Source organism: Massilia sp. GER05 (assembly GCF_052056005.1).
Classification (GTDB): domain Bacteria; phylum Pseudomonadota; class Gammaproteobacteria; order Burkholderiales; family Burkholderiaceae_D; genus Telluria; species Telluria orientalis.
This window is the reverse complement of the sequence record NZ_CP178858.1, coordinates 3,954,518-3,974,577: the sequence shown is the minus strand read 5'-3', so window position 1 is coordinate 3,974,577 and position 20,060 is coordinate 3,954,518. Positions and strand designations below refer to the sequence as shown.

The following is a 20,060-nucleotide window of genomic DNA, read 5'->3' as shown; positions in this document are numbered from 1 at the left end:
CCGACTGACTAGGCGGAAAAAAAACGGGTACGCCGCCGCCGCGGCGCACCCGTTAAAGGGAAGACTTTCTCTTTTCTCGGGGTCAGAGCCCGGTGTTCACGGGTGGGCTCTGACCCCGACTGATTGAGCCACGTAGATCGCGCGGAAATCGTTCACGTTGGTCAAGGTGGGCCCCGTGACGAGGGAATCGCCCAGCGCACGGAAGAAGGTGTGCGCATCGTTGTTCTCGAGGCTCGCGCGCGGCGGCAGGCCGCGTTCCCAGCCGCGGGCCAGCGTGTCCGGCGTGACGAACGCGCCGGCGATTTCCTCCGCGCCGTCGACGCCGTCCGTGTCCCCAGCCAGCGCGTGGATGTCCGGCGCACCGTCCAGCGCAACGGCGAGCGCCAGCAGGAATTCGACGTTGCGGCCGCCGCGGCCGTTGCCGCGGAGGGTGACCGTCGTCTCGCCGCCGGACAGCAGCACGCACGGCCCCGCCACCGGCTGGCCGTGGCGGCGCGCCTGCAGGGCGATGCCGGCCATGACCTTGGCCACGTCGCGCGCCTCGCCCTCGATGCTGTCGCCGAGGATCAGCGGCGTCACGCCGGCCTGGCGGGCAACGTCCGCCGCGGCTTCCAGCGCCATCTGCGGCGACGCGACGATGTGCGTTTCGACGTGTTCCAGGCGCCGGTTGCCCGGCTTGATCGTCTCGCCGTCGCCGGATTCGAGCAGGCGGCGCGCGCCCGCAGGCAGGTCGATGCCGTAGCGGCGCACGACTTCCAGCGCATCCGCGCAGGTCGTCGGGTCGGCCACGGTGGGACCGGAGGCGATGTCCATCGGATTGTCGCCCGGGACGTCGGAAATCAGCAGGTTGACCACGCGCGCCGGATGGCAGGCCGCGGCCAGCCGGCCGCCCTTGATGGCGGACAGGTGGCGGCGCACGCAGTTCATTTCGGTGATGCTGGCGCCGGAAGCGAGCAGCGCGCGGTTGATCGCCTGCTTGTCTTCCAGCGTGACGCCCTCGCCCGGCAGCGGCAGCAGCGCGGAACCGCCGCCGGAGATCAGGCAGATCACGAGGTCGTCCGCCGACAGGCCGCGCACCGTGCGCAGCATGCGCTGGGCGGCTTCGCGGCCGGCGGCGTCGGGGACCGGATGGGCGGCTTCGACGATCTCGATGCGTTCGCACGGCACGGCATAGCCGTAGCGCGTGACGACGAGGCCCGACAGGGGCCCGGGCCAGCTGCGCTCCAGCGCCTGCGCCATCGCGGCGGACGCCTTGCCGGCGCCGATCACCACCGTGCGGCCTTTCGGCGGCGCCGGCAGGTTGCGCGGGATGCACAACGCGGGCTGGGCCGCGCCGACGGCGGCGGTGAACATGCTGGCCAGCAGTTCGCGTGGGGTCATCGTGGTCATCAAAGTCTCCTGTTTGGTTCCCGGGTGCCGCCTCGGATGAGCGGCTGCTCGCAACGTGGGCACGGGGTGCCCACCCTACGTCGGCGTCGAATCGTAGGGTGGGCGCCGCGCGCCCAAGCGTAGCGTTCGCGTCACGTCGGCGTGCGTTGGCCGATCTCGAAATTCGACATGATCTCCAGAGCACGCACCATCGCGGAGTGGTCCCAGCTGCCGCCCTCGTGCGCGGCGCAGGTGTTGAACAGTTCCTGCGCGGTGGCGGTGTTCGGCAGCGCCACGCCCAGCTGGCGGCCGGTGGTCAGCGCCAGGTTCAGGTCCTTGCGGTGCAGGTCGATGCGGAAGCCCGGCGCGAACGTGCGCTTGACCATCCGTTCGCCATGCACTTCGAGGATGCGCGAGTTCGCGAAACCGCCCATCAGCGCCTCGCGGACGCGGGCCGGATCGGCACCGGCCCTGGCGGCCAGCAGCAGCGCCTCGCCGACCGCTTCGATCGTCAGCGCGACGATGATCTGGTTGGCGACCTTGGTGATCTGGCCGTCGCCGTTGCCGCCGACGAGCGTGATGTTCTTGCCCATCTTGTCGAACAGCGGCTTCACTTGCGCGAACGCCGCCTCGCTGCCGCCGACCATGATGGTCAGGCTCGCAGCCTTGGCGCCCACTTCGCCGCCCGACACCGGCGCATCCAGGTATTCGCAGCCCAGCGCGTTGATGCGCTTGGCGAAATCCTTCGTGGCGACCGGGGAGATCGAGCTCATGTCGACGACGATCTTGCCGGCCGACAGAGCCGACGCGACACCGTCCTTGCCGAACAGGACCTCGTCCACCTGCGGGGTGTCCGGGACCATGATGAAGATGATGTCCGCCTGCGCCGCCACTTCGGCGCCGTTCAGGCACACGCGGGCGCCCGCTTCGACGAGGGCCGACGGGGTCGGGCCGACGGTGTTGGTGAACAGCGTGTGGCCGTCGTTGATGAGGTGTCCCGCCATCGGGGCACCCATGATGCCCAGACCGATGAATCCGATGTTTGCCATGATGTGTCTCCTTGCTTGAATTGATTAACCAGCCAGTTTCGGGCCCAATGCGGCGATCCAGTCCAGGCCCGCGCGGGTGTCCGCGGCCGGCTTGTACTCGCAGCCGATCCAGCCGTCGTAGCCGATGCGGTCGAGGTGCCTGAACAGGAACGGATAATTGATCTCGCCCGTGCCCGGCTCGTTGCGGCCGGGGTTGTCCGCGACCTGGATGTGCGCGATGCGGGCCAGGTGCTTCTCGACCGTCTTCGCCAGCTCGCCTTCCGTGCGCTGGGCGTGGTAGACGTCGTACTGGACGAACAGGTTGTCCGCGCCCACCGAGTCGATCAGATCGAGCGCCTGCCGCGTCGTGTTCAGGTAGAAGCCCGGGATGTCGTACGTGTTGATCGGTTCGATCAGCAGCTTGACACCGGCCTGCTTCAGCTGCGTCGCCGCGTAGCGCAGGTTCTCGACGACGGTGCGGCGCAGCGTGCCTTCGTCGACGCCGGCGGGCGCGATGCCCACCAGGCAGTTCACCTGGCGGCAGTTCAGCGCTTTCGCGTAGTCGATGGCGCGGGCGACGCCTTCGCGGAACTCGGCCTCGCGGCCCGGCAGCACGGCGATGCCGCGCTCGCCTTTTTCCCAGTCGCCGGCCGGCAGGTTGTGCAGGACCTGCGTCAGGCCGAATTCCTGCAGGCGTTCCGCCAGCGCTTCCTTTTCGAACCCGTACGGGAACAGGTATTCGACGCCCTTGAACCCCGCGTCGCGCGCCGCTTCGAAGCGTTCGAGGAACGGCAGTTCGTTGAACAGCATCGTCAGGTTGGCAGCAAATCTCGGCATGTCTTTCTCCTTGCTTCAGACGCGAATCGCGGTCGGGGCATCGCCCGGATGGTCGGCCAGCGGTTCGAATTCGTTGATGGCGTCGATCTCCAGGCCCATCGCGATGTTGGTCACGCGCTCCAGGATGATCTCGACGATCACCGGCACGCGGTGCTCGTTCATCAGGCGGCGCGCCTCGGCGAACGCCGGCTGGATGTCGTCGACCTGGCGCACGCGGATCGCCTTGCAGCCCAGGCCTTCGGCCACGGCCACGTGGTCGACACCGTAGGCGCCGAGGTCCGGCGCGTTGATGTTCTCGAACGCCAGCTGGACGCAGTAATCCATGTCGAAGCCGCGCTGCGCCTGGCGGATCAGGCCGAGGTAGGCGTTGTTCACGACGACGTGCAGGTACGGCAGCTTGAATTGCGCGCCGACGGCCAGTTCCTCGATCATGAACTGGAAGTCGTAGTCGCCCGAGATCGCGACGACGTCCGTCTTGGCGCCGGACGCGACGACGCCCAGTGCGGCCGGCACGGTCCAGCCCAGAGGACCCGCCTGGCCGCAGTTGATCCAGTTGCGCTCCTTGTACACGTGCAGGAACTGCGCGGCGGCGATCTGCGACAGGCCGATCGTGCTGACGTACGTCGTGTCCTTGCCGAAGGCGCGGTTCATCTCTTCGTACACGCGCTGCGGCTTGATCGGGTTGTTCTCGAAGTGCGTCTTGCGCAGCATCGTGCGCTTGCGTTCCTGGCACTGCGCCGCCCAGCCGCTCCTGTCCGGCAGGCCGCCGATGGATGCCATGCCGCGGGCCACGTCGATCAGCAGGTCCAGCGCGGCGCCCGCGTCGGAGACGATGCCCAGGTCCGGCCCGAACACGCGGCCGATCTGCGTGGGTTCGATGTCGATGTGGACGAACTTGCGGCCCTTCTTGTAGACGTCGACGGAACCCGTGTGGCGGTTCGCCCAGCGGTTGCCGATGCCGATCACGAAGTCGGATTCGAGCATCGTCGCGTTGCCGTAGCGGTGCGACGTCTGCAGGCCGACCATGCCGGCCATCAGCGGGTGGTCGTCGGGGATCGCGCCCCAGCCCATCAAGGTGGGAATCACCGGCACGCCGACGATCTCCGCGAATTCCTGCAGGCGCGCGGCGGCGTCGGCATTGATCACGCCACCGCCGCAGACGATCAGCGGACGCTCGGCCGCGTTCAGCATCGCCAGCGCCTTCTCGGCCTGGGCGCGGGTCGCGGCGGGTTTATACACCGGCAGCGGTTCGTAGGTGTCGACGTCGAATTCGATCTCGGCCACCTGCACGTCGAACGGCAGGTCGATCAGCACGGGGCCCGGGCGGCCGGAGCGCATCAGGTGGAAGGCCTGCTGGACGACGCGCGGCAGCAGGTCCGGCTCGCGCACGGTGACGGCCCACTTGGTGACCGGCTTGGCGATCGACTCGATGTCGACGGCCTGGAAGTCTTCCTTGTACAGGCGGGCACGGGGTGCCTGGCCCGTAATGCATAGGATAGGTATCGAATCGGCCCAGGCGGAGTACAGGCCCGTGATCATGTCGGTGCCGGCCGGACCCGACGTGCCGATGCACACGCCGATGTTGCCGGCCTTGGCGCGGGTATAGCCCTCGGCCATGTGCGAGGCGCCTTCCACGTGGCGGGCGAGCACGTGCTCGAAGCCGCCGTTCTTCTTCATCGCCGAGTAAAACGGGTTGATCGCGGCGCCGGGCACGCCGAACACCGTACTCACACCTTCCTTGCGCAGCACTTCCGCCGCTGCGTCGATTGCTCTCATTCGGGCCATGTTCTCCTCCGTTGCTATGGTTAGTCTTGGACTGATGACCCAGCATAGCCATAACCCGCAGCAAGTTGAATTGCTGCTATTATCGGCTCTGTCGATACTTTAAGTATTGAATGGGATAAAAGGCATGGACCGCTACACCGAAATACGCAGCTTCGTACTCATCACCGAGAAGGGCAGTTTCGCCGGCGCCGCGCTGGCGGAAGGCGTGACGCCCGTCGTCATGGGCCGGCGCCTGGACGCCCTGGAACAACGCCTCGGCGTGCGCCTGATGCACCGCTCGACGCGCGGCCTCACGTTGACGGCGCTGGGCGAACAATTCATCGAACCGTGCCGCCAGCTGCTGCGCGATTTCGACATCACGGAAAACAGCATCAGCGCGGGCCGCAGCACGGTGCGCGGCCACCTGGTCGTGTCGGCGCCGGCGGCGTTCGGGCGCAAGCACGTGGCGCCGCACGCGCCGGCCTTCCGCGCCATCCACACGGAACTCAAGATGTCGTTCAACTTCACGGACAGCGTCGTCGACCTCGTGCGCGAAGGCTACGACATGTCGATCCGCATCGGCGAGGTGACGGACCCGAACTACGTGGCGATTCCGCTCTTCCCCAACCGGCGCGTCGTGTGCGGCACGCCCGACTACTTCGAGCGCAACGGCGTGCCGCGCGCGCCGGAAGATCTCGCGCGCCACAACTGCCTCGCCTTCAACCTGCAGGGCGGCCAGCAGCGCGGCTGGACGTTCCAGCGCGACGGCAAGCTGTTCGCCGTGCGTGTGGACGGCGACCTCGCCTGCAACGACGGCGAGCTGCTGTTCGACTGGGTGAAACAGGGACTGGGCATCGGCTGGCGCTCCACGTGGGAGATCCAGGCCGAACTGAAACGGGGAGAGCTCGTGACGGTGCTGGATGAATACGCGGTCGGGAATTATCCGATCCAGGCCGTGTTCCCGCAGCAGCGCTACCTGCCGGCGAAGATCCGGCACTTCATCGATCACCTGAAGGCGGTGTACAACACGGCGGGGTACTGGGAGTCCTGACGCCGACGGTCAGGCGGCCGCACGGACCGGCGGCGCGGCCGGCCCCATGACGGTCGCGAGCGCGAGCACGCCGTCTGCCGCCGCCCGCTTCAGGTCCGCATCCGCCGCGGCGATCACGTGCGGCGCCAGCACGGCGGCGTCCAGGATCCCCACCGCCCGGTTACGCCCGCCCTGCTTGGCCGCGTACAGGCACAGGTCGGCGAGATGGACCAGTTGCTCCCAGTCCGGATCGACGTCGCCCGGATGCAGGGACTTGGGGCAGAAGCCGATGGAGATCGTCACGTCCAGCGCGCGGTCGTCCAGCGCGACCGGCGCGCCGCCCACGGCCGCCAGCACGCGCGCGCACACCTGGCGCGCTTCGTCCGTACCGATGCCCGGCAGGTAGGCGAGGAATTCCTCGCCGCCCCAGCGCACCAGCACATCCTGTTCGCGCAGCGTGGCAGCCAGGCGCGCGGCCACGTTCTTCAGCACGACGTCGCCCGCGCCATGGCCCAGCGTGTCGTTGATGGACTTGAAGCGGTCGATGTCCATCAGCAGGAACACGCCGCCCGTGCGCCCTTCCGCGCCGGCGCGCCGTTCGGACGCGGCGCCCGCCTTGCGGTGGTGATGGGGCACGACCTGTTCGTAGAAGTAGTGACGGTTGAAGAGCCCCGTCAGCGAATCGCGCGTACTTTGCAGGAACAGCTGGTCGTTCTTCTGCCGCAGCGACTTGTTCGCCTTTGCCACGCGCCGGTACAGGAAGCCGATCAGGACGACGGCGATGCAGGTCGTCGCGCACAGCGCCACCCACAGGCTCCGCTGGCGCCGGGCGTTCTGCAGCTCCGCGGCCTTCAACACGCTCTCGTGGTGGAGCGCGGCGAGTTCGCTCTGCTTCTTCTGGTTGTCCCAGGCCCGCTGCAACGCTTCATAAGACAACTGCTTTTCCTTGCGCCACGCGGCCAGCGATACGGAACCGGCTTTCTCGTAGATCGTCAACGCCGCCTCGCCAAAACCGACCTGGCCCAGCGCATGGCCGTAGTTGAGCAGCATGCGGACGTACTGGTCGTCGTTCTTCAGCGCCTCGAGCGCCTTGTCCGCCATGGCCCTTCCTTCGGCGATGTTGCGGAAGTAGATCCGGGTGAGGCCGAGTTCGAACGAGGCGAGCTGGATGCCGTAGTCGTCGCCGACGGCGCGCGAGATGCGCAGCGCCGCCACGGCCGCCCGTTCCGCTTCGCCGAAGCGCCGGCTCTGCATGTAGAGCTCCGCCAGATTCGCCAGCGGCACCGCCAGCCTCTCCCGCGCATGGAGTTGTTCCAGGATGTCGACCGCGGCTTTCAGCGCGGCTTCGGCACGCTTCAGGTTGCCCGCGCGCGCGGCCGTCCCATATTCGGACAGGCGCGCATGCGCGAGCTGGCCGGCGATGCCGCGCGCCCGTGCGGTGGCGATCATCTCGTCGGTGCGGGCAAGCGCCTCCGTGGTCTTCCCCACGATGGCCAGCAGGCGCGCCTGTTCGCGCAACGCCATTTGCAGGGCGTCCGGATCGGCCCCGGCCCGCGCGACGTCCACCGCACGGGTTACGAATTCGATGCCGCCCGCCGTGTCCCCGTCCTCTTCCGCCAGCAATCCCTGCGTGACGAGTGCCTGGGTTTTCAAGTAGGGGTCGGCGGAGTCGGCCGCGAGCCGGGCAGCGCCCTGGATCAGCCGGCGCGCGGCTTCCTGGTCGTGCACGAACATCGACAAGGCATACGCGTGGCCCAGCATCGCCCTCGCCAGCAAATCGTCGTCGTGAAGCTCGCGGCCGAGCCGTTCGGCCCCAAGGGCCGCATCGACGGCCCGGTTCTTGTCCTTCATCCACCAATAAGCGCGGCTGGTCACGACGAGAACCTGGCCCAGTTCGCGGCCGGTGTGCCCCTGCCGCAGCGCATCCAGCCGCTCCAATGCCGCGCGCGGCATGACGTACGCTTCTTCCCGGATCACGGTCAAGTCGCGGGTAAAGTCTTCATGCACGTCGCCGGACCGGGCCACGGCCGCCTGGCAGACGAGCAGCAGGCCCAATAATATCCGGCGCACAACCATGCTTCCTCCACACGTAGTCCCGAATAGTAACATCAGGAAACGTCAGATTCCACAAATCAAGTTGTGACGTATCTATTGACCCACGGAAACGTGTTAGACGGGCATCTTTTCGCCGGCGCGCAAGGTCAGCACGCGCACGCCGCTGCGCGTCACGGCGACGGTGTGCTCGAACTGCGCCGACAAGGCCCCATCGCACGTACGCACCGTCCAGCCGTCGTCCCCGGTGCGCACGGCGGAGCGGCCCGCGTTGAGCATCGGCTCGATCGTGAACACCATCCCTTCGCGCAGCACGAGGCCCGTCTGCGGGCGGCCCCAGTGCAGCACCTGCGGCGGCTCGTGCATCTCGCGCCCGATGCCGTGGCCGCAGTACTCGCGCACGACCGCATAGCCGTGGCGGCGCGCATGCCGTTCGATGGCATGGCCCACGTCGCCCAGCCGCGCGCCGGGACGCACGGCGCGGATGCCCTGCCACATCGCCTCGTACGTCACCCGCACGAGCTTCTGCGCCGGCGCCGCCACGGCGCCGACCAGGTAGGTCTTGCTGGAGTCGGCGATGTAGCCGTTCTTTTCCAGCGTGATGTCGAAGTTCACGATGTCGCCGCTTTGCAGGACGTCCGCCGGCGACGGCACGCCGTGGCACACGACGTCATTGCGTGACGCATTCAGCGCGAACGCATAGCCGTACTGGCCCTTGCTGGCCGGACGCGCGCCCAGCGTGTTCACGATGAAGTCGTCGACCAGGTCGTTCACCTGCATCGTCGACATGCCGGCGAGATCGAGCCGGTCGAGCTGCGCGAAGACGTCCGCCAGCAGCTTGCCCGCCGCCGCCATCAGCGCGACTTCCTCCGGCCGCTTCGTCATGACGCCACCTTGAGCGCCTGCGGCACGACGCCCGCCGCCCTCAGCTCGCGCGCCATGATCTCGTTGAAGCTCTGCGTAGGATGCAGTTCGCACAGCATGCCGATGCGGACCCAGAACGCGGCCTGCGCGTTGATCGAGCGGCACGACACGGTGCTCGCCTTGCGGATCTGGTCGTGCAGCTCGTCTTCGATGTTTACGATGCCCATGCCCATACCTTTCATATACGTTCCATATATGGAGTATATATTCTGGCCGCGCAATACCGCAAGCGGTGTCGGAAAAACTTACAGGCGACAACATTAATTGCTGTAACTCATTGATTATTATCAAGTGGCATCAATGTTGCTTTATGTCCGTCAATACCAATAAACCTTAAGGACTGACATGAAAACCACTTCTCTGAAACTCATCGGTGCAATGCTGTTCCTGGCGTTCGGCGCAAGCCAGGCGCAGGCGACCGTCATCACCTTCGACGACCAGGCGGGTACGCCGACACTGCCGGTGTCCACCGGCGGGCTGACGTTCACGTCCTCGGGCGGGTTCGCCTACGTTCTGGACGCCCGGCGGCGGCAAGGCCGACAACGGCACCGACAACCTCATCTACGGCCTCGACGCCACGGTGACCATCACCAGGACCGGCGGCGGCACCTTCACCCTCAATGGATTCGACGCGGGGCTGAGCTGGTACACGTCGGTGAACGCGTTCGACCTGACGCTCAACGGCACCGACACGATCTCGCTCGGCAATGCTTACCAGAGCTACCAGTTTGCGAATCTGAAAAACGTCACGTCCGTCACCTTCTCCGGCGCGCCCTCGAATGGCTATATCGCCATCGACAACGTCGACTTCGACGTCGCCCAGGTGCCCGAGCCGGCCAGCCTGACGCTGCTCGGACTGGGCCTCGCCGGCCTGGCCGCGGCTCGCCGCAAATCAGCGCGCTGAGCGCCGGTGCCGCGCGTGGCGGCCCAAGGATTCAGGTTCGCCACGCGATGTTTTCCAGCTCGTCCGAAATGACCTGCTGGCCGTGCTCCACCATGAATTCGTGGAACGACGCGGCCACCGTCGGAATCGCGCGCGCCGCCTTGTGCATCACATGCCATTCGCCCTGCACGACGACGCCGGGCACCGGCAGCACGGCCAGCAGCCGGTTGCGCACTTCCAGCGTGCACGCGTGGACGGACAGGAAGGCGACGCCGAGGCCCGCCGCCGTCATCTGCTTGATCGCCTCGTTGCTCGACAACTCGGACCCGATCGCGAGGGCCACGCCCTCTTCCTCGTAGCGCCGCTCGATCGCCGCGCGCGTGCCGGAGCCGCGTTCGCGCACGAGCAGGTTGTGGGCCGCGATGTCGGCCAGCGTCACGTTCTCCTTCTCCAGCAGCGCGTGGCCGGGCGCGACGAAGAACGCCATCGGGTGGCGCGCGAAGCGGCTCGCGCTCGTCGGGAATTCGCGCGGCGGCGTGCCCATGATGGCGAGGTCGATCTCGTCGCGCGACAGCATGCCGATCACCTCCGGGCGCGAGCCCACCTGCAGCTTGATCCGCACGTGCGGACGACCCGTCGTGAAGCGCACCAGCATCGGCGGCAGCAGGTGCTCCGCCGTCATCACCGCGCCGATGCGCAGCGTACCGGACGTGACGCCCTTCAGCGCCGCGATCTCGTCGCCCGCCTCTTCCCACAGGCCCAGGATGCGTTCCGCGTACCCCACCAGCAGCTCGCCCGCGGCGGTCATCTGGATGTTGCGGCCCTGGCGGCGCGTGAGCGGCACGCCGGCCGCTTCCTCCAGCAGTTTCAGGTGCAGCGACACGGCCGGCTGCGTCACGTGCATCGCCTCGGCCGCGCGCGACACGCTCTGGTGACGCGCCACGAGCATCAGCGCCTGCAGTTGTTTGAAGCTGGCTGGATACATAAGCTATACCTTATCGGATTCTAAAAAAGATTTATTTTTATTTTATCCCGCCCAGCCGTATAGTAAAACCAATTCAAGCGACAACGACCTGCAAAAGGAGATCATCATGACGGCACAAGCGTTCATCTTCGACTTATCCGCATTCCGTTCCACCGGCGTCCCGGCCGACGCCGAGCGCCTGCTGGACCAGGCGATCGAAGACGGCCTGCCGTGCGCCCTGATCTCCGAACTGCCGCACCAGGAGGCGGGCGAACAGCTGCGCCGCCGCTTCGGCGACACCGCGCACCACATCTTTTCCGTCGTGCTGACGGGCGCCGATTTCGAAGCGCGCGGCCACAAGGCCCCGTATTCCGTCGTCCTGGACCAGCTGGGCGTACAGCCCGACGCCGCGCTGGCCGTGACGACGTCGCCGCGCGCCATCGCCGCCGCCCGCACCGCGCGCATCGGCGTACGCACGCCCAAGGCGACCGTTTTGCGCAAGGACATGCGCAAGGTAGCAATGCAGACCATGGCCCACTAAAGCAGTCTTCCCGGCATCCGCGGGCGCTGCTCCCGCCGGATGCGCGAACGCAGCGCGGCGCCGGGAGCCTTCCCCCCGGTGTCCCATCGATTCGAAAAAGAAGGGAGCACACCATGCAGTCCATCGTCATCGTCGGAGGCGGCGTCGCCGGCCTCGAACTCGCCACCCGCCTGGGACGCCGCCTCGGCGCTCGCCACCGGGAGCGCGTGATCCTCATCGACAGCGCCCCCACCCACTTCTGGAAACCCCTGCTGCACGCGGTCGCCGCCGGCACCATCGACCCGGCCGACCACATGATCGACTATGCGCGCCAGGCCATCGACAACCACTTCACGTTCGTCTGCGGCGAAGTCGTCGACGTCGACCGCGCCCGCCGCACCCTGACCGTGCGCAGCCGTTTCGATGATGCGCCCGATGCCCGCACCGTCATCGATTACGAACGCCTCGTGCTGGCCTACGGCTCCGTCACGAACTTCTTCGGCATCCCCGGCGCGCAGGAACACTGCCTGGCGCTCGACGGCGTGAAAGGCGCGGAAGCGTTCCGCCAGCGATTCCTCGGCCTGTGCGCCCAGGCGGGACGGCGCCGCAATGCCCGCACGGATGCCGGCGCGCCGCTGCTGGACATCGTCATCGTCGGCGCCGGCCCGACCGGCATCGAACTCGCGGCGGACCTGCGCCACACGGTCGACACGCTGGCCCACTACGGCCTCGCGGGTCTCGAGTCGCCGCACCAGGTGCACATCCGCATCGTCGAGCGCGGGCCGCAGGTGCTGCCGTCGCTGGACGCCGAGGCGTCGAACCTGGCCGTACGCAAGCTGCGCGCGATGGGCATCGAGATCTGCACCGACACCGCCATCGCCGAAGTGCGCGAGGACGCAGTGACGACGACGGACGGCCGCGTGTTCCCCGCCGCGATCACCGTGTGGGCGGCCGGCGTGAAGGGTCCGCGCTTCAGCACCGGCCTGAACGTGGCGCTGAACCGCAACGACCAGGTGGTCGTGGACAGCCGGCTGCGCAGCGTGACCGATCCCGAGATCCACGCGATGGGCGATTGCTGCACCCTGCTCAATCCGGACAAGACGGCGATGGCCCCGCCCAGCGCCCAGGCCGCGCGCCAGCAGGCGATCTACCTGGCGACGCTGCTGGCGCACAAGGCGCCGGACACGCTGCCGGGCTTCCAGTACCGCGACTACGGCACGCTCGTGTCGCTGGGACGGGCGGGCGCGGTCGGCATCCTGCGCCGCGCGATCGGCAACCGCCACCTGCATGTGAAAGGGCCGTTCGCGCTGGCCATGTACGGTCTCACGTACCAGCGCCACGTGATGGGCCATCTGGGCCTGGTGCGGATGTGCGGCAACCTGCTGGCGCGCTGGTTCCGGTCGAAGATGCTGATGCCCGTCCGCTGGCATTAACGTTACGCGTGGGCACGGGGTGCCCACCCTGCCGCTTGCGGCGCGGCTACAGGCGCGCCAGCCGCGCGCCATCGACCCGCAGCGACGCGCCGTCGACGAAGCGGGCCTCGTCCGTGAGCAGGAACGCGATGGCGGCAGCGAGGTCCTCGGGCGCCCCGACGTCGGCCTTGTCGATGACTTCGACGCCGGCCTTCACGTTCGGGTTATCCCACAGCATGGGCGTGTCGACGGCGCCCGGCAGCACGGCGTTCACGCGGATGCCCTTGGCCTTGCCTTCCAGCGCGGCCGAACGCGTGAGCGACAGCAGCGCCGCCTTCGCCGCCGCATACGGCGCGACGAGGGGTTCCGTCTCGACGGCGTGGACGCTGGAGACGTTGACGATGGCGCCGCCCCGGCGCATGCGCAGGAAAGCCTGCTTGGTGAAGAAGAAGGCGCCCAGCAGGTCCACGTCGAGGATGCCGCGCCAGTCCTGCTCCGTCTGCTCCTCGATCGGTTTGAACAGCATCGTGCCCGCGTTGTTGACGACGTAGTCCCAGCCGCCGAACTGCCTGATCGTCGCGTCGACGGCGGCAATGACCTGGTCTTCGCGCGCCACGTCGCAGGCGATGGTGGCCATGCGCGCGGGGTCGAATTCCTTGCCGAGGCCGGCGCGCGTGGCGTCGAGGCGGTCCAGGTGGAGGCCCGCGAGCATCACGGCAGCCCCGCCCTGCAGCAGGCGCCGCACGGTGGCCCGGCCGATGCCGCCGGATGCGCCGGTGACGATGGCGATGCGCTGGTCGAAACCCATGACGTCCCTCCTTGCATGTCCTTGACACTGCCCGACGATACCACGGGCGGCCGGATGGGCGGCGCATCGGTCATAATTGCGCTCGCCCCAACCACCGCCCAGGACATCCATGTTCGAGATCAGCCAGCTCCGCTGCTTCGTCGCCGTCGCCGAAGAATTGCATTTCAGCCGCGCCGCGGAGCGCCTGAACATGACGCAGCCCCCGCTGAGCCGCCAGATCCGCCTGCTGGAACACCACGTCGGCGCCCAGCTCCTGGAGCGCAACAGCCGCACGGTCCGGCTGACGGCCGCCGGCAAGGCGTTTTTCCCGGAAGCGGCACGCATCCTCCGGATCGCCGAGGAAGCGATGTTTGCCGCCCGGCGCGCCGCGAAGGGCGAACAGGGCAGCATCGCCATCGGCTTCACGTCCGCGTCCGGCTACAGCCTGCTGCCGGAAGTCGTGCGCCGCCTGCGCGAACGGTCGCCGGGCGTGACGCTGACGTTGAAGGAACTGGTCAGCACGGCCCAGGTGGAAGCGCTGAACGCGGGCGAACTGGACCTGGGCCTGATGCGCCCGCACCCCGTCAGTGCGGACCTGGACAGCCAGCTGATCGCAACGGAATCCCTGATGCTGGCCATCCACGAGCGCGACGCCGACCAGTGGCCCCTGGAACCCGCGCTGGCCGACCTGCACGGCCGGCCGTTCGTCATGTATTCGCCGTACGAGGCGCGGCCCTTCTACCAGATGCTCAGCGAGCGCTTCGCCCGCGCCGGCGTCGTGCCGGACGTCGTCGAGCACATCGGCCAGGTGCACACGATGCTGGCGCTGGTCCGCGCGGGAATCGGCGCCGCCCTCATCGCGGAAGGCGCCGCCCGCCTGAAATTCGACGGCATCGTCATGCGCCGGATGGCCACCGAACCCGTCGAAACGGTATGTACTTATCGCCGCAACCACGACAATCCTGTGCTGCAACTGTTCCTGGACGAGGTTTTGCCGACGTTTCGGACGCAATAAATTCAATTTCTGGATACTTGCCATCCTAATTTGGTTTGCTGCTGAATCGATCGAAAGATATCATGGGGAACGATTTGTCCCCCTACCGATACAGCCAACATGACCACCATCGTTACCAGCGCCCCTGTCGTCACCGAACTGCGCGTCGTCCCCGTCGCCGGCCAGGACAGCATGCTGCTGAACCTCTCCGGCGCCCACGGCCCCTGGTTCACCCGCAACATCGTCATCCTCAAGGACAGTGCGGGCAACACGGGCCTCGGCGAGGTGCCGGGCGGCGAAAAGATCCGCCAGACCATCGAAGACGCGCGCCCGCTCGTCGTCGGCAAGACGCTGGGCGAGTACAACAACGTCCTGAACGCGATGCGTACCGCGTTCGCCGACCGCGACGCGGGCGGCCGCGGCCAGCAGACGTTCGACCTGCGCACGACGATCCACGCCGTCACGGCGGTGGAATCCGCGCTGCTCGACCTGCTGGGCCAGTTCATGGGCGTGCCGGTCGCGGCATTGCTGGGCGAAGGCATGCAGCGCAACGCCGTCGAGATGCTGGGCTACCTGTTCTACGTGGGCGACCGCAGCAAGACCGACCTCCCCTACCGCGCCGAGCCGGACGCCGGCAACGACTGGTTCCGGCTGCGCAATGAAGAAGCGCTGACGCCGGACGCCGTCGTGCGCCTGTGCGAGGCCGCGCGCGAGCGCTACGGCTTCAACGATTTCAAGTTGAAGGGCGGCGTGCTGTCGGCCGACGACGAGATGGATGCCGTCATCGCGATGCACGAGCGCTTCCCGGACGCGCGCATCACGCTCGATCCGAACGGCGCCTGGTCGCTGGCCGAAGCGATCCGCGTGTGCCGCGACAAGCACGGCATCCTCGCGTACGCGGAAGACCCGTGCGGCGCCGAGAACGGCTTTTCGGGCCGCGAAGTGATGGCCGAATTCCGCCGCGCCACCGGCCTGCCGACCGCGACCAACATGATCGCGACGGACTGGCGCCAGATGGCCCACTCGATCCAGCTGCAATCCGTCGACATCCCGCTCGCCGACCCGCACTTCTGGACGATGCAGGGCTCGGTGCGCGTGGCGCAGCTGTGCCAGATGTTCGGCCTGACGTGGGGCTCGCACTCGAACAACCACTTCGACATCTCGCTCGCCATGTTCACGCACGTGGGCGCGGCGGCGCCGGGCAAGGTCACCGCGATCGACACGCACTGGATCTGGCAGGACGGCCAGCGCCTGACGAAGGAGCCGCTGAAGATCGAGGGCGGCCTCGTGCACGTTCCGGCAAAACCGGGCCTGGGCATCGAACTGGACGAAGCGGAACTGGAACAAGCGCACCAGGCATACAAGAACATGGGCCTGGGCGCGCGCGACGACGCCGTCGCGATGCAGTTCCTGATCCCGGGCTGGAAGTTCGACAACAAACGCCCCTGCCTGGTACGTTGAAACCGGACGCCGGCAGGCCCTACACGACCCAGGGCTTGCCGTTGACCACGACGTTCTCCACCACCGGCTTGCCCGCGTCCTTTACCTGCAGCCGCTCGTCGGTTAGTTGCACATTTATATTCCGCAGCACGAGCCCGCCGATGTCGGTCTGGCCCGGGTTCGGCGCCACGATGCCGAAGGCGCCGAACCGGCCGCGCAGGCCGTCCAGCACGAGGCCGCGCACGAACGAGTGCGGCGGCGCCTCGCCCTGCAGGTCGAAGTACTGGCTCCACGGGCGGATCGCCACGATCTCGCCCTTGCCGGAGTCCAGCACGAGGTCGCGGAACGCGATGTCTTCGTAGCGCTGCGGCGTGTCCGGCCGCAGCTTCAGGTGCGCGATGGCGCCCACGTCCTGCACGCGGCAACGTTCGACGACGACGTCGCGCACGACGGTCGCCTCGCTCCCGCAGGTGAACAGCGCGTGGCCGCGCCGGAACGTGCAGTTGCGCACGCGGATGCGTTCCGTCGGCGGACTGTCCTTGTCCGCGAGCGCATGCGGGCCCTTCGTGCCCTTCGCGGCGATGCAGTCGTCCGTCACGGAAAAGCGGCAGCCGTCGACGAGCACGTCCTGGCAGCTGTCGATGTCGATGCCGTCCGTGCTGGGCGCCTGCCTGTAATCGTCCGGTACCTCGAAGCTGGCATGCTTCACGACCACGTCGCGGCAGCGGTACAGGTGCAGGTTCCAGAACTGCGAATCCTTGAACGTGATGCCGGCGATCGTCACGCCGCGCGAGCCTTCGATGACGGCCAGCCGGGCGCGCGGCACGTCCAGGTTGCGGAAGTTGCCTTTCTCCTTCGACGCGTTGCGCAGTTTCCAGAACTGGTCCCAGATCGGGCGGCCCGCGCCGTCGAGCGTGCCTTCGCCCGTGATCGCCAGGCCGTCGCAGCCGGACGCATTGACCAGGCCGGGATTGAAACGTTCTTCGAAGTGACCCTCGATGCGCGTGCGCTGGACGGGGAAGTGCCGCATGTCCGTCGAGCAGCGCAGCACGGCGCCCTTGTCGAGGTGCAGGTGGACACCCGGCTTGAGGAACAGCGCGCCGCTGACGAACACGCCGGCCGGCACGACGACGGTGCCGCCGCCCTGCCCGGCCAGGCGATCGATGGCGGCCTGGATGGCGCGCGTATTGACCGTGGCGCCGTCGGCGACGGCGCCGGTGTCGACGATGGACACGCGCTTGCCGTCCGGCGCCGCGTGGCTCCAGAGCGGAACGGACAATAGCGAGAGGGTGAAACGGCGACGGGCGGAAGGAAGCAATGGCATGGTGGTCCGGATCGTGGTCAGATCCGGTTCATGCTAAAGCAGCCGCGCCGTTTGCGCGGATCAATTCGCTGATCGATTCACCCGAACAGCGACCTGAACGCCCACACGATCGTTTTCGCGACGAATTGCGCGAACGGCAGGGCCAGCACGACCAGCAGGATGATCTGCGCGACGCGCAGGACGGGCTCGAACGCATGCCAGTCGCGGTGCATCATGTGCGGCATGTGGAAATGCGGACGGTGGATGTGCGACAGGTGCAGGTGCGCTTTTACGCGGCCGGGTTGCATTCCGAATTTCATCGTTGTCTCCGCTATATGTATATGCAACTTAAGCATATGCCTGTGCGGCGCGCTCTGCCGATGATTTTTTCGATCGCGCGGCGGTACGACATTGACAGAATCAATTTGCCGTTCCGCCCGTTTGAACTATGCTTAAAGGCTGTGCTTAGAATCAAGCGCGTATAGCCACAGCCGCTACCGCGAATGGATGGTCGCCGGTGTCACGCGCGAACTGCCGGCAAGGTCCCGCGTGCCGGTCCTCCTCGCGCACTGAGACGGTGCGGCGCCGATTTACCGGAGCCGGAATCCCTGCCTCTTGAGACAGATCAAACGAAAAACCCCGCGTCGCCCGGACACTGCTCGTCATCATCGACGAGAGTGAGGTAGATCATGCATTTCCATCATCCCGACGCCGATCCGCTCGCGGCTTGCGCGGCCCTGCGCACGAGCCGGGCGCGCCTGTGTGCCCGCGTCGCCGCCCTGCAGGCGCAGCCGGACGACGTCTTCGTCCAGGATTTCCCCGCCGTCGTGGCGGCCGTCGAAGCCGATTTCCGCCGCGAGGAAGCACTGCTGGAACGGCTCGGCGACGCCGCGCTGCACCCGCGCCGTGCCGACTACGCCGTCGTGCTGTGCGCCCTGCACCGCACGCTGCCCCAGATCGAGGGCGGCGATGTCGACTTGGGCCGCCAGGTCGCCGATGCGCTGGAGGCCGTGCTGTCGCTGCCGTGGGATGCCGGCACGGAGGTCGCCGCCGCCACGCGCCAGGCACCGCCGCCGGGTACGCGGCCGCAACCTGTGCCGGCCCATCTGCACTAGACAACGATCAATGTCACGATGTTTCCACGGGAAACTTTTATTTCTGCCGAAAATCTTTACATGGCACCGACGTTTTGTTCGCAGCGGCCGCAGGGCCTCGTCGAGGAACTTCGTCTTGAGCTGCATGAAGCGCTGGGCTTCCTGTTGTTCATGGCCGGGCATCGCCGTGGCCATGTACGCCTTCCACTGCGTGTCGATGCCTGCATCATTGCGCGCGATGTCGTCGACAAGGCCGCCGACCTTGCCCGGTTCGGCCGTCAGGGCGCGCTTTGATGGTGATATTTTTTAGCATGATGGGCGGGACGTTAGTACATGCCATTAATTATAGAAACCATTAATGCCTCGCGAAAATGACCTAGACGCCAATTAATCAGATTTCGTCCCGCCGTCGCCAATCCGCAACGTAGCGTTGTCGGACTGGCGCCACCTGCGCGCGGATCAGCGCAGGTTGCCCGTGTGGCCCAGCGAGTAGCGGCCAGGTTGCGGCCAGACCGTCAGGCCATGCGGCTCCCCGCCGACCTTCACCATTTGCATGGCGCCCGTCTTCGTGTCGATGCGGTAGACGACATCGTCGAAGCGGCCGGACAGCCACAACCACTTGCCGTCCGCGCTGACGTTGCCCATGTCCGGACTGCCGCCGCCCGGCACCGGCCAGTTGGCGACGATCTTGCCCGTGGCGAAGTCCAGCACGGCCACGCTGCCCTTGCCCTTCGGCTTGCCGTGGATGCGGTGCGTGCCGCGGCTCGCGATGTACAGGAACTTGCCGTCGCGGCTCGGGTACAGGCCGTGCGTGCCGAGGCCGACCGGAATGAAGCCGATCTGCGTCAGGTTGTCGCCGTCGACGACGTGCACGCCGTCCGCGTCCATGTCGGCGACGTAGAAGCGCTTGCCGTCCGGCGCGATGCGCACGTCCTGCGGCATGCCTTTCTTCGACGTGCAGATCTCGCTGGCGCCCGGCGCCGTCGGGTCGACGCCTTCGCGGAAGCGCGTGGACGGCATCGTCAGCTTCAGGTAGCCCAGCACCTTGCGCTCCACGAGGTCGATCTTCGCGAGGCTGCCGTCGAATTCGCACGTGAACAGCGCATAGCGGCCGTCGATCGAGAACTCGGCATGGTTGATGCCGCCGCATTTGGGCACTTCGATCGCGTACTGCATCGCCATCGTGTGCGGATCGCGGAAGTCGAGGCGGTGGCGCGCTTCCGCGACGACGATCGCCGACCTGCCGTCCGGCGTGAAGTACATGTTGTACGGATCGTCGACGGGCACGTTCGCGCCAGGCTTGCCGGTGCGCGGATCGATCGGCGTCAGGCTGCCGTCGCCCGTGCGCTCGGCATTGTTCGCGACCCACAGCGTGCGCAGGTCCCACGACGGGATCACGTGCTGCGGGCTGCGGCCCACCTTGAAGCGGTCGACGACCTTCAGCGTCGCCGGATCGATGACGTAGACGTCGTTCGAGCGCAGGTTCGGCACGTACACGCGTTCCAGGTCGCCTTTCACTGCGGGGCTCAGCTGCCTGATCTCGCTGTAGACGTTGTGCGGATCGACGACGCGGGGCATGCCGGGCACGGAGACCACGGCTGGAGATTTGGTGGCGGGCGCAGGCGCGGACGCGGTGGCGGTCGCGGTCGCATCGACGAAG

At 67.2% G+C, this 20,060-nt stretch carries 19 protein-coding genes and 1 pseudogene; 8 read left to right on the top strand and 12 right to left on the bottom strand.

Translation table 11 applies throughout. The annotated features are described in order from the left end of the window. Positions 1 to 96 precede the first annotated feature (96 nt). From ACL58G_RS17745 to gcl, 4 genes are all read right to left on the bottom strand, one after another. Positions 97 to 1,389, bottom strand: coding sequence for a glycerate kinase type-2 family protein (locus ACL58G_RS17745; protein WP_440962638.1), 1,293 nt, complete (start codon positions 1,387 to 1,389; stop codon positions 97 to 99). A gap of 131 nt (positions 1,390 to 1,520) precedes the next feature. Further along, positions 1,521 to 2,417 (bottom strand): 2-hydroxy-3-oxopropionate reductase, encoded by an 897-nt coding sequence (locus ACL58G_RS17740; RefSeq protein ID WP_413385772.1) that lies wholly within the window; start codon positions 2,415 to 2,417, stop codon positions 1,521 to 1,523. A gap of 24 nt (positions 2,418 to 2,441) precedes the next feature. Further along, positions 2,442 to 3,233 (bottom strand): hydroxypyruvate isomerase, encoded by a 792-nt coding sequence (gene hyi, locus ACL58G_RS17735; RefSeq protein ID WP_440962637.1) that lies wholly within the window; start codon positions 3,231 to 3,233, stop codon positions 2,442 to 2,444. Between the two features lie 15 nt (positions 3,234 to 3,248). Beyond that, complete coding sequence (gene gcl, locus ACL58G_RS17730) at positions 3,249 to 5,018, bottom strand: glyoxylate carboligase (protein ID WP_440962636.1); 1,770 nt, start codon at positions 5,016 to 5,018, stop codon at positions 3,249 to 3,251. A gap of 124 nt (positions 5,019 to 5,142) precedes the next feature. On the opposite strand from gcl, the gene ACL58G_RS17725 reads away from it, so the two are divergent. Next, positions 5,143 to 6,048, top strand: a complete 906-nt coding sequence (locus ACL58G_RS17725) for a LysR family transcriptional regulator (protein WP_440962635.1) — start codon at positions 5,143 to 5,145, stop codon at positions 6,046 to 6,048. Positions 6,049 to 6,057: 9 nt separating this feature from the next. Here ACL58G_RS17725 and ACL58G_RS17720 read toward each other — a convergent pair whose 3' ends face one another. From ACL58G_RS17720 to ACL58G_RS17710, 3 genes are all read right to left on the bottom strand, one after another. Beyond that, positions 6,058 to 8,103: a diguanylate cyclase gene (locus tag ACL58G_RS17720; RefSeq protein ID WP_440962634.1), complete on the bottom strand. Its 2,046-nt coding sequence runs from the start codon at positions 8,101 to 8,103 to the stop codon at positions 6,058 to 6,060. A gap of 93 nt (positions 8,104 to 8,196) precedes the next feature. After that, positions 8,197 to 8,964, bottom strand: coding sequence for a type I methionyl aminopeptidase (gene map, locus ACL58G_RS17715; RefSeq protein ID WP_413385767.1), 768 nt, complete (start codon positions 8,962 to 8,964; stop codon positions 8,197 to 8,199). Next, positions 8,961 to 9,170 carry a ParD-like family protein gene (locus ACL58G_RS17710; protein WP_105376928.1) on the bottom strand — a complete coding sequence of 70 codons (210 nt, stop codon included), beginning with the start codon at positions 9,168 to 9,170 and terminating at the stop codon, positions 8,961 to 8,963. The genes map and ACL58G_RS17710 overlap by 4 nt, the downstream gene beginning before the upstream one ends. 644 nt (positions 9,171 to 9,814) lie before the next feature. On the opposite strand from ACL58G_RS17710, the pseudogene ACL58G_RS17705 reads away from it, so the two are divergent. After that, positions 9,815 to 9,907, top strand: a pseudogene (locus ACL58G_RS17705) (PEP-CTERM sorting domain-containing protein); the annotation flags it as partial. A gap of 31 nt (positions 9,908 to 9,938) precedes the next feature. Here ACL58G_RS17705 and ACL58G_RS17700 read toward each other — a convergent pair. Beyond that, positions 9,939 to 10,871: a LysR family transcriptional regulator gene (locus ACL58G_RS17700; protein ID WP_413385766.1), complete on the bottom strand. Its 933-nt coding sequence runs from the start codon at positions 10,869 to 10,871 to the stop codon at positions 9,939 to 9,941. 106 nt (positions 10,872 to 10,977) lie between these two features. Here ACL58G_RS17700 and ACL58G_RS17695 point away from each other — a divergent pair, with 106 nt between their 5' ends. Continuing rightward, the gene (locus ACL58G_RS17695) at positions 10,978 to 11,391 is read left to right on the top strand and encodes a hypothetical protein (RefSeq protein WP_413339539.1); all 414 of its coding nucleotides are present in this window, start codon (positions 10,978 to 10,980) and stop codon (positions 11,389 to 11,391) included. A gap of 113 nt (positions 11,392 to 11,504) precedes the next feature. After that, positions 11,505 to 12,803, top strand: a complete 1,299-nt coding sequence (locus ACL58G_RS17690; RefSeq protein WP_440962633.1) for an NAD(P)/FAD-dependent oxidoreductase — start codon at positions 11,505 to 11,507, stop codon at positions 12,801 to 12,803. Between the two features lie 46 nt (positions 12,804 to 12,849). Here the strand turns inward: ACL58G_RS17690 and ACL58G_RS17685 are convergent, their stop codons facing one another. Beyond that, positions 12,850 to 13,590 (bottom strand): SDR family NAD(P)-dependent oxidoreductase, encoded by a 741-nt coding sequence (locus ACL58G_RS17685; RefSeq protein ID WP_413385764.1) that lies wholly within the window; start codon positions 13,588 to 13,590, stop codon positions 12,850 to 12,852. A 109-nt stretch (positions 13,591 to 13,699) separates the two neighbouring features. Between ACL58G_RS17685 and ACL58G_RS17680 the strand changes: the two genes are divergently transcribed. Next, positions 13,700 to 14,584 (top strand): LysR family transcriptional regulator, encoded by an 885-nt coding sequence (locus ACL58G_RS17680; protein ID WP_440962632.1) that lies wholly within the window; start codon positions 13,700 to 13,702, stop codon positions 14,582 to 14,584. 99 nt (positions 14,585 to 14,683) lie between these two features. Then, positions 14,684 to 16,024, top strand: a complete 1,341-nt coding sequence (gudD, locus tag ACL58G_RS17675) for a glucarate dehydratase (protein WP_413385762.1) — start codon at positions 14,684 to 14,686, stop codon at positions 16,022 to 16,024. 19 nt (positions 16,025 to 16,043) lie between these two features. Here the strand turns inward: gudD and ACL58G_RS17670 are convergent, their stop codons facing one another. Both ACL58G_RS17670 and ACL58G_RS17665 read right to left on the bottom strand, forming a co-directional pair. Continuing rightward, complete coding sequence (locus ACL58G_RS17670; RefSeq protein ID WP_440962631.1) at positions 16,044 to 17,327, bottom strand: glycoside hydrolase family 28 protein; 1,284 nt, start codon at positions 17,325 to 17,327, stop codon at positions 16,044 to 16,046. Positions 17,328 to 17,404: 77 nt separating this feature from the next. Beyond that, a complete protein-coding gene (locus ACL58G_RS17665; protein ID WP_156403894.1) occupies positions 17,405 to 17,626 on the bottom strand; it encodes a hypothetical protein in 222 nt (73 codons plus the stop codon). A gap of 369 nt (positions 17,627 to 17,995) precedes the next feature. Between ACL58G_RS17665 and ACL58G_RS17660 the strand changes: the two genes are divergently transcribed. Beyond that, a complete protein-coding gene (locus ACL58G_RS17660; RefSeq protein WP_440962630.1) occupies positions 17,996 to 18,421 on the top strand; it encodes a hypothetical protein in 426 nt (141 codons plus the stop codon). 60 nt (positions 18,422 to 18,481) lie between these two features. After that, positions 18,482 to 18,694, top strand: coding sequence for a hypothetical protein (locus tag ACL58G_RS17655; RefSeq protein WP_440962629.1), 213 nt, complete (start codon positions 18,482 to 18,484; stop codon positions 18,692 to 18,694). Positions 18,695 to 18,859: 165 nt separating this feature from the next. Here ACL58G_RS17655 and ACL58G_RS17650 read toward each other — a convergent pair whose 3' ends face one another. Next, positions 18,860 to 19,978 carry a YncE family protein gene (locus ACL58G_RS17650; protein WP_440968060.1) on the bottom strand — a complete coding sequence of 373 codons (1,119 nt, stop codon included), beginning with the start codon at positions 19,976 to 19,978 and terminating at the stop codon, positions 18,860 to 18,862. Positions 19,979 to 20,060: the final 82 nt, after the last annotated feature.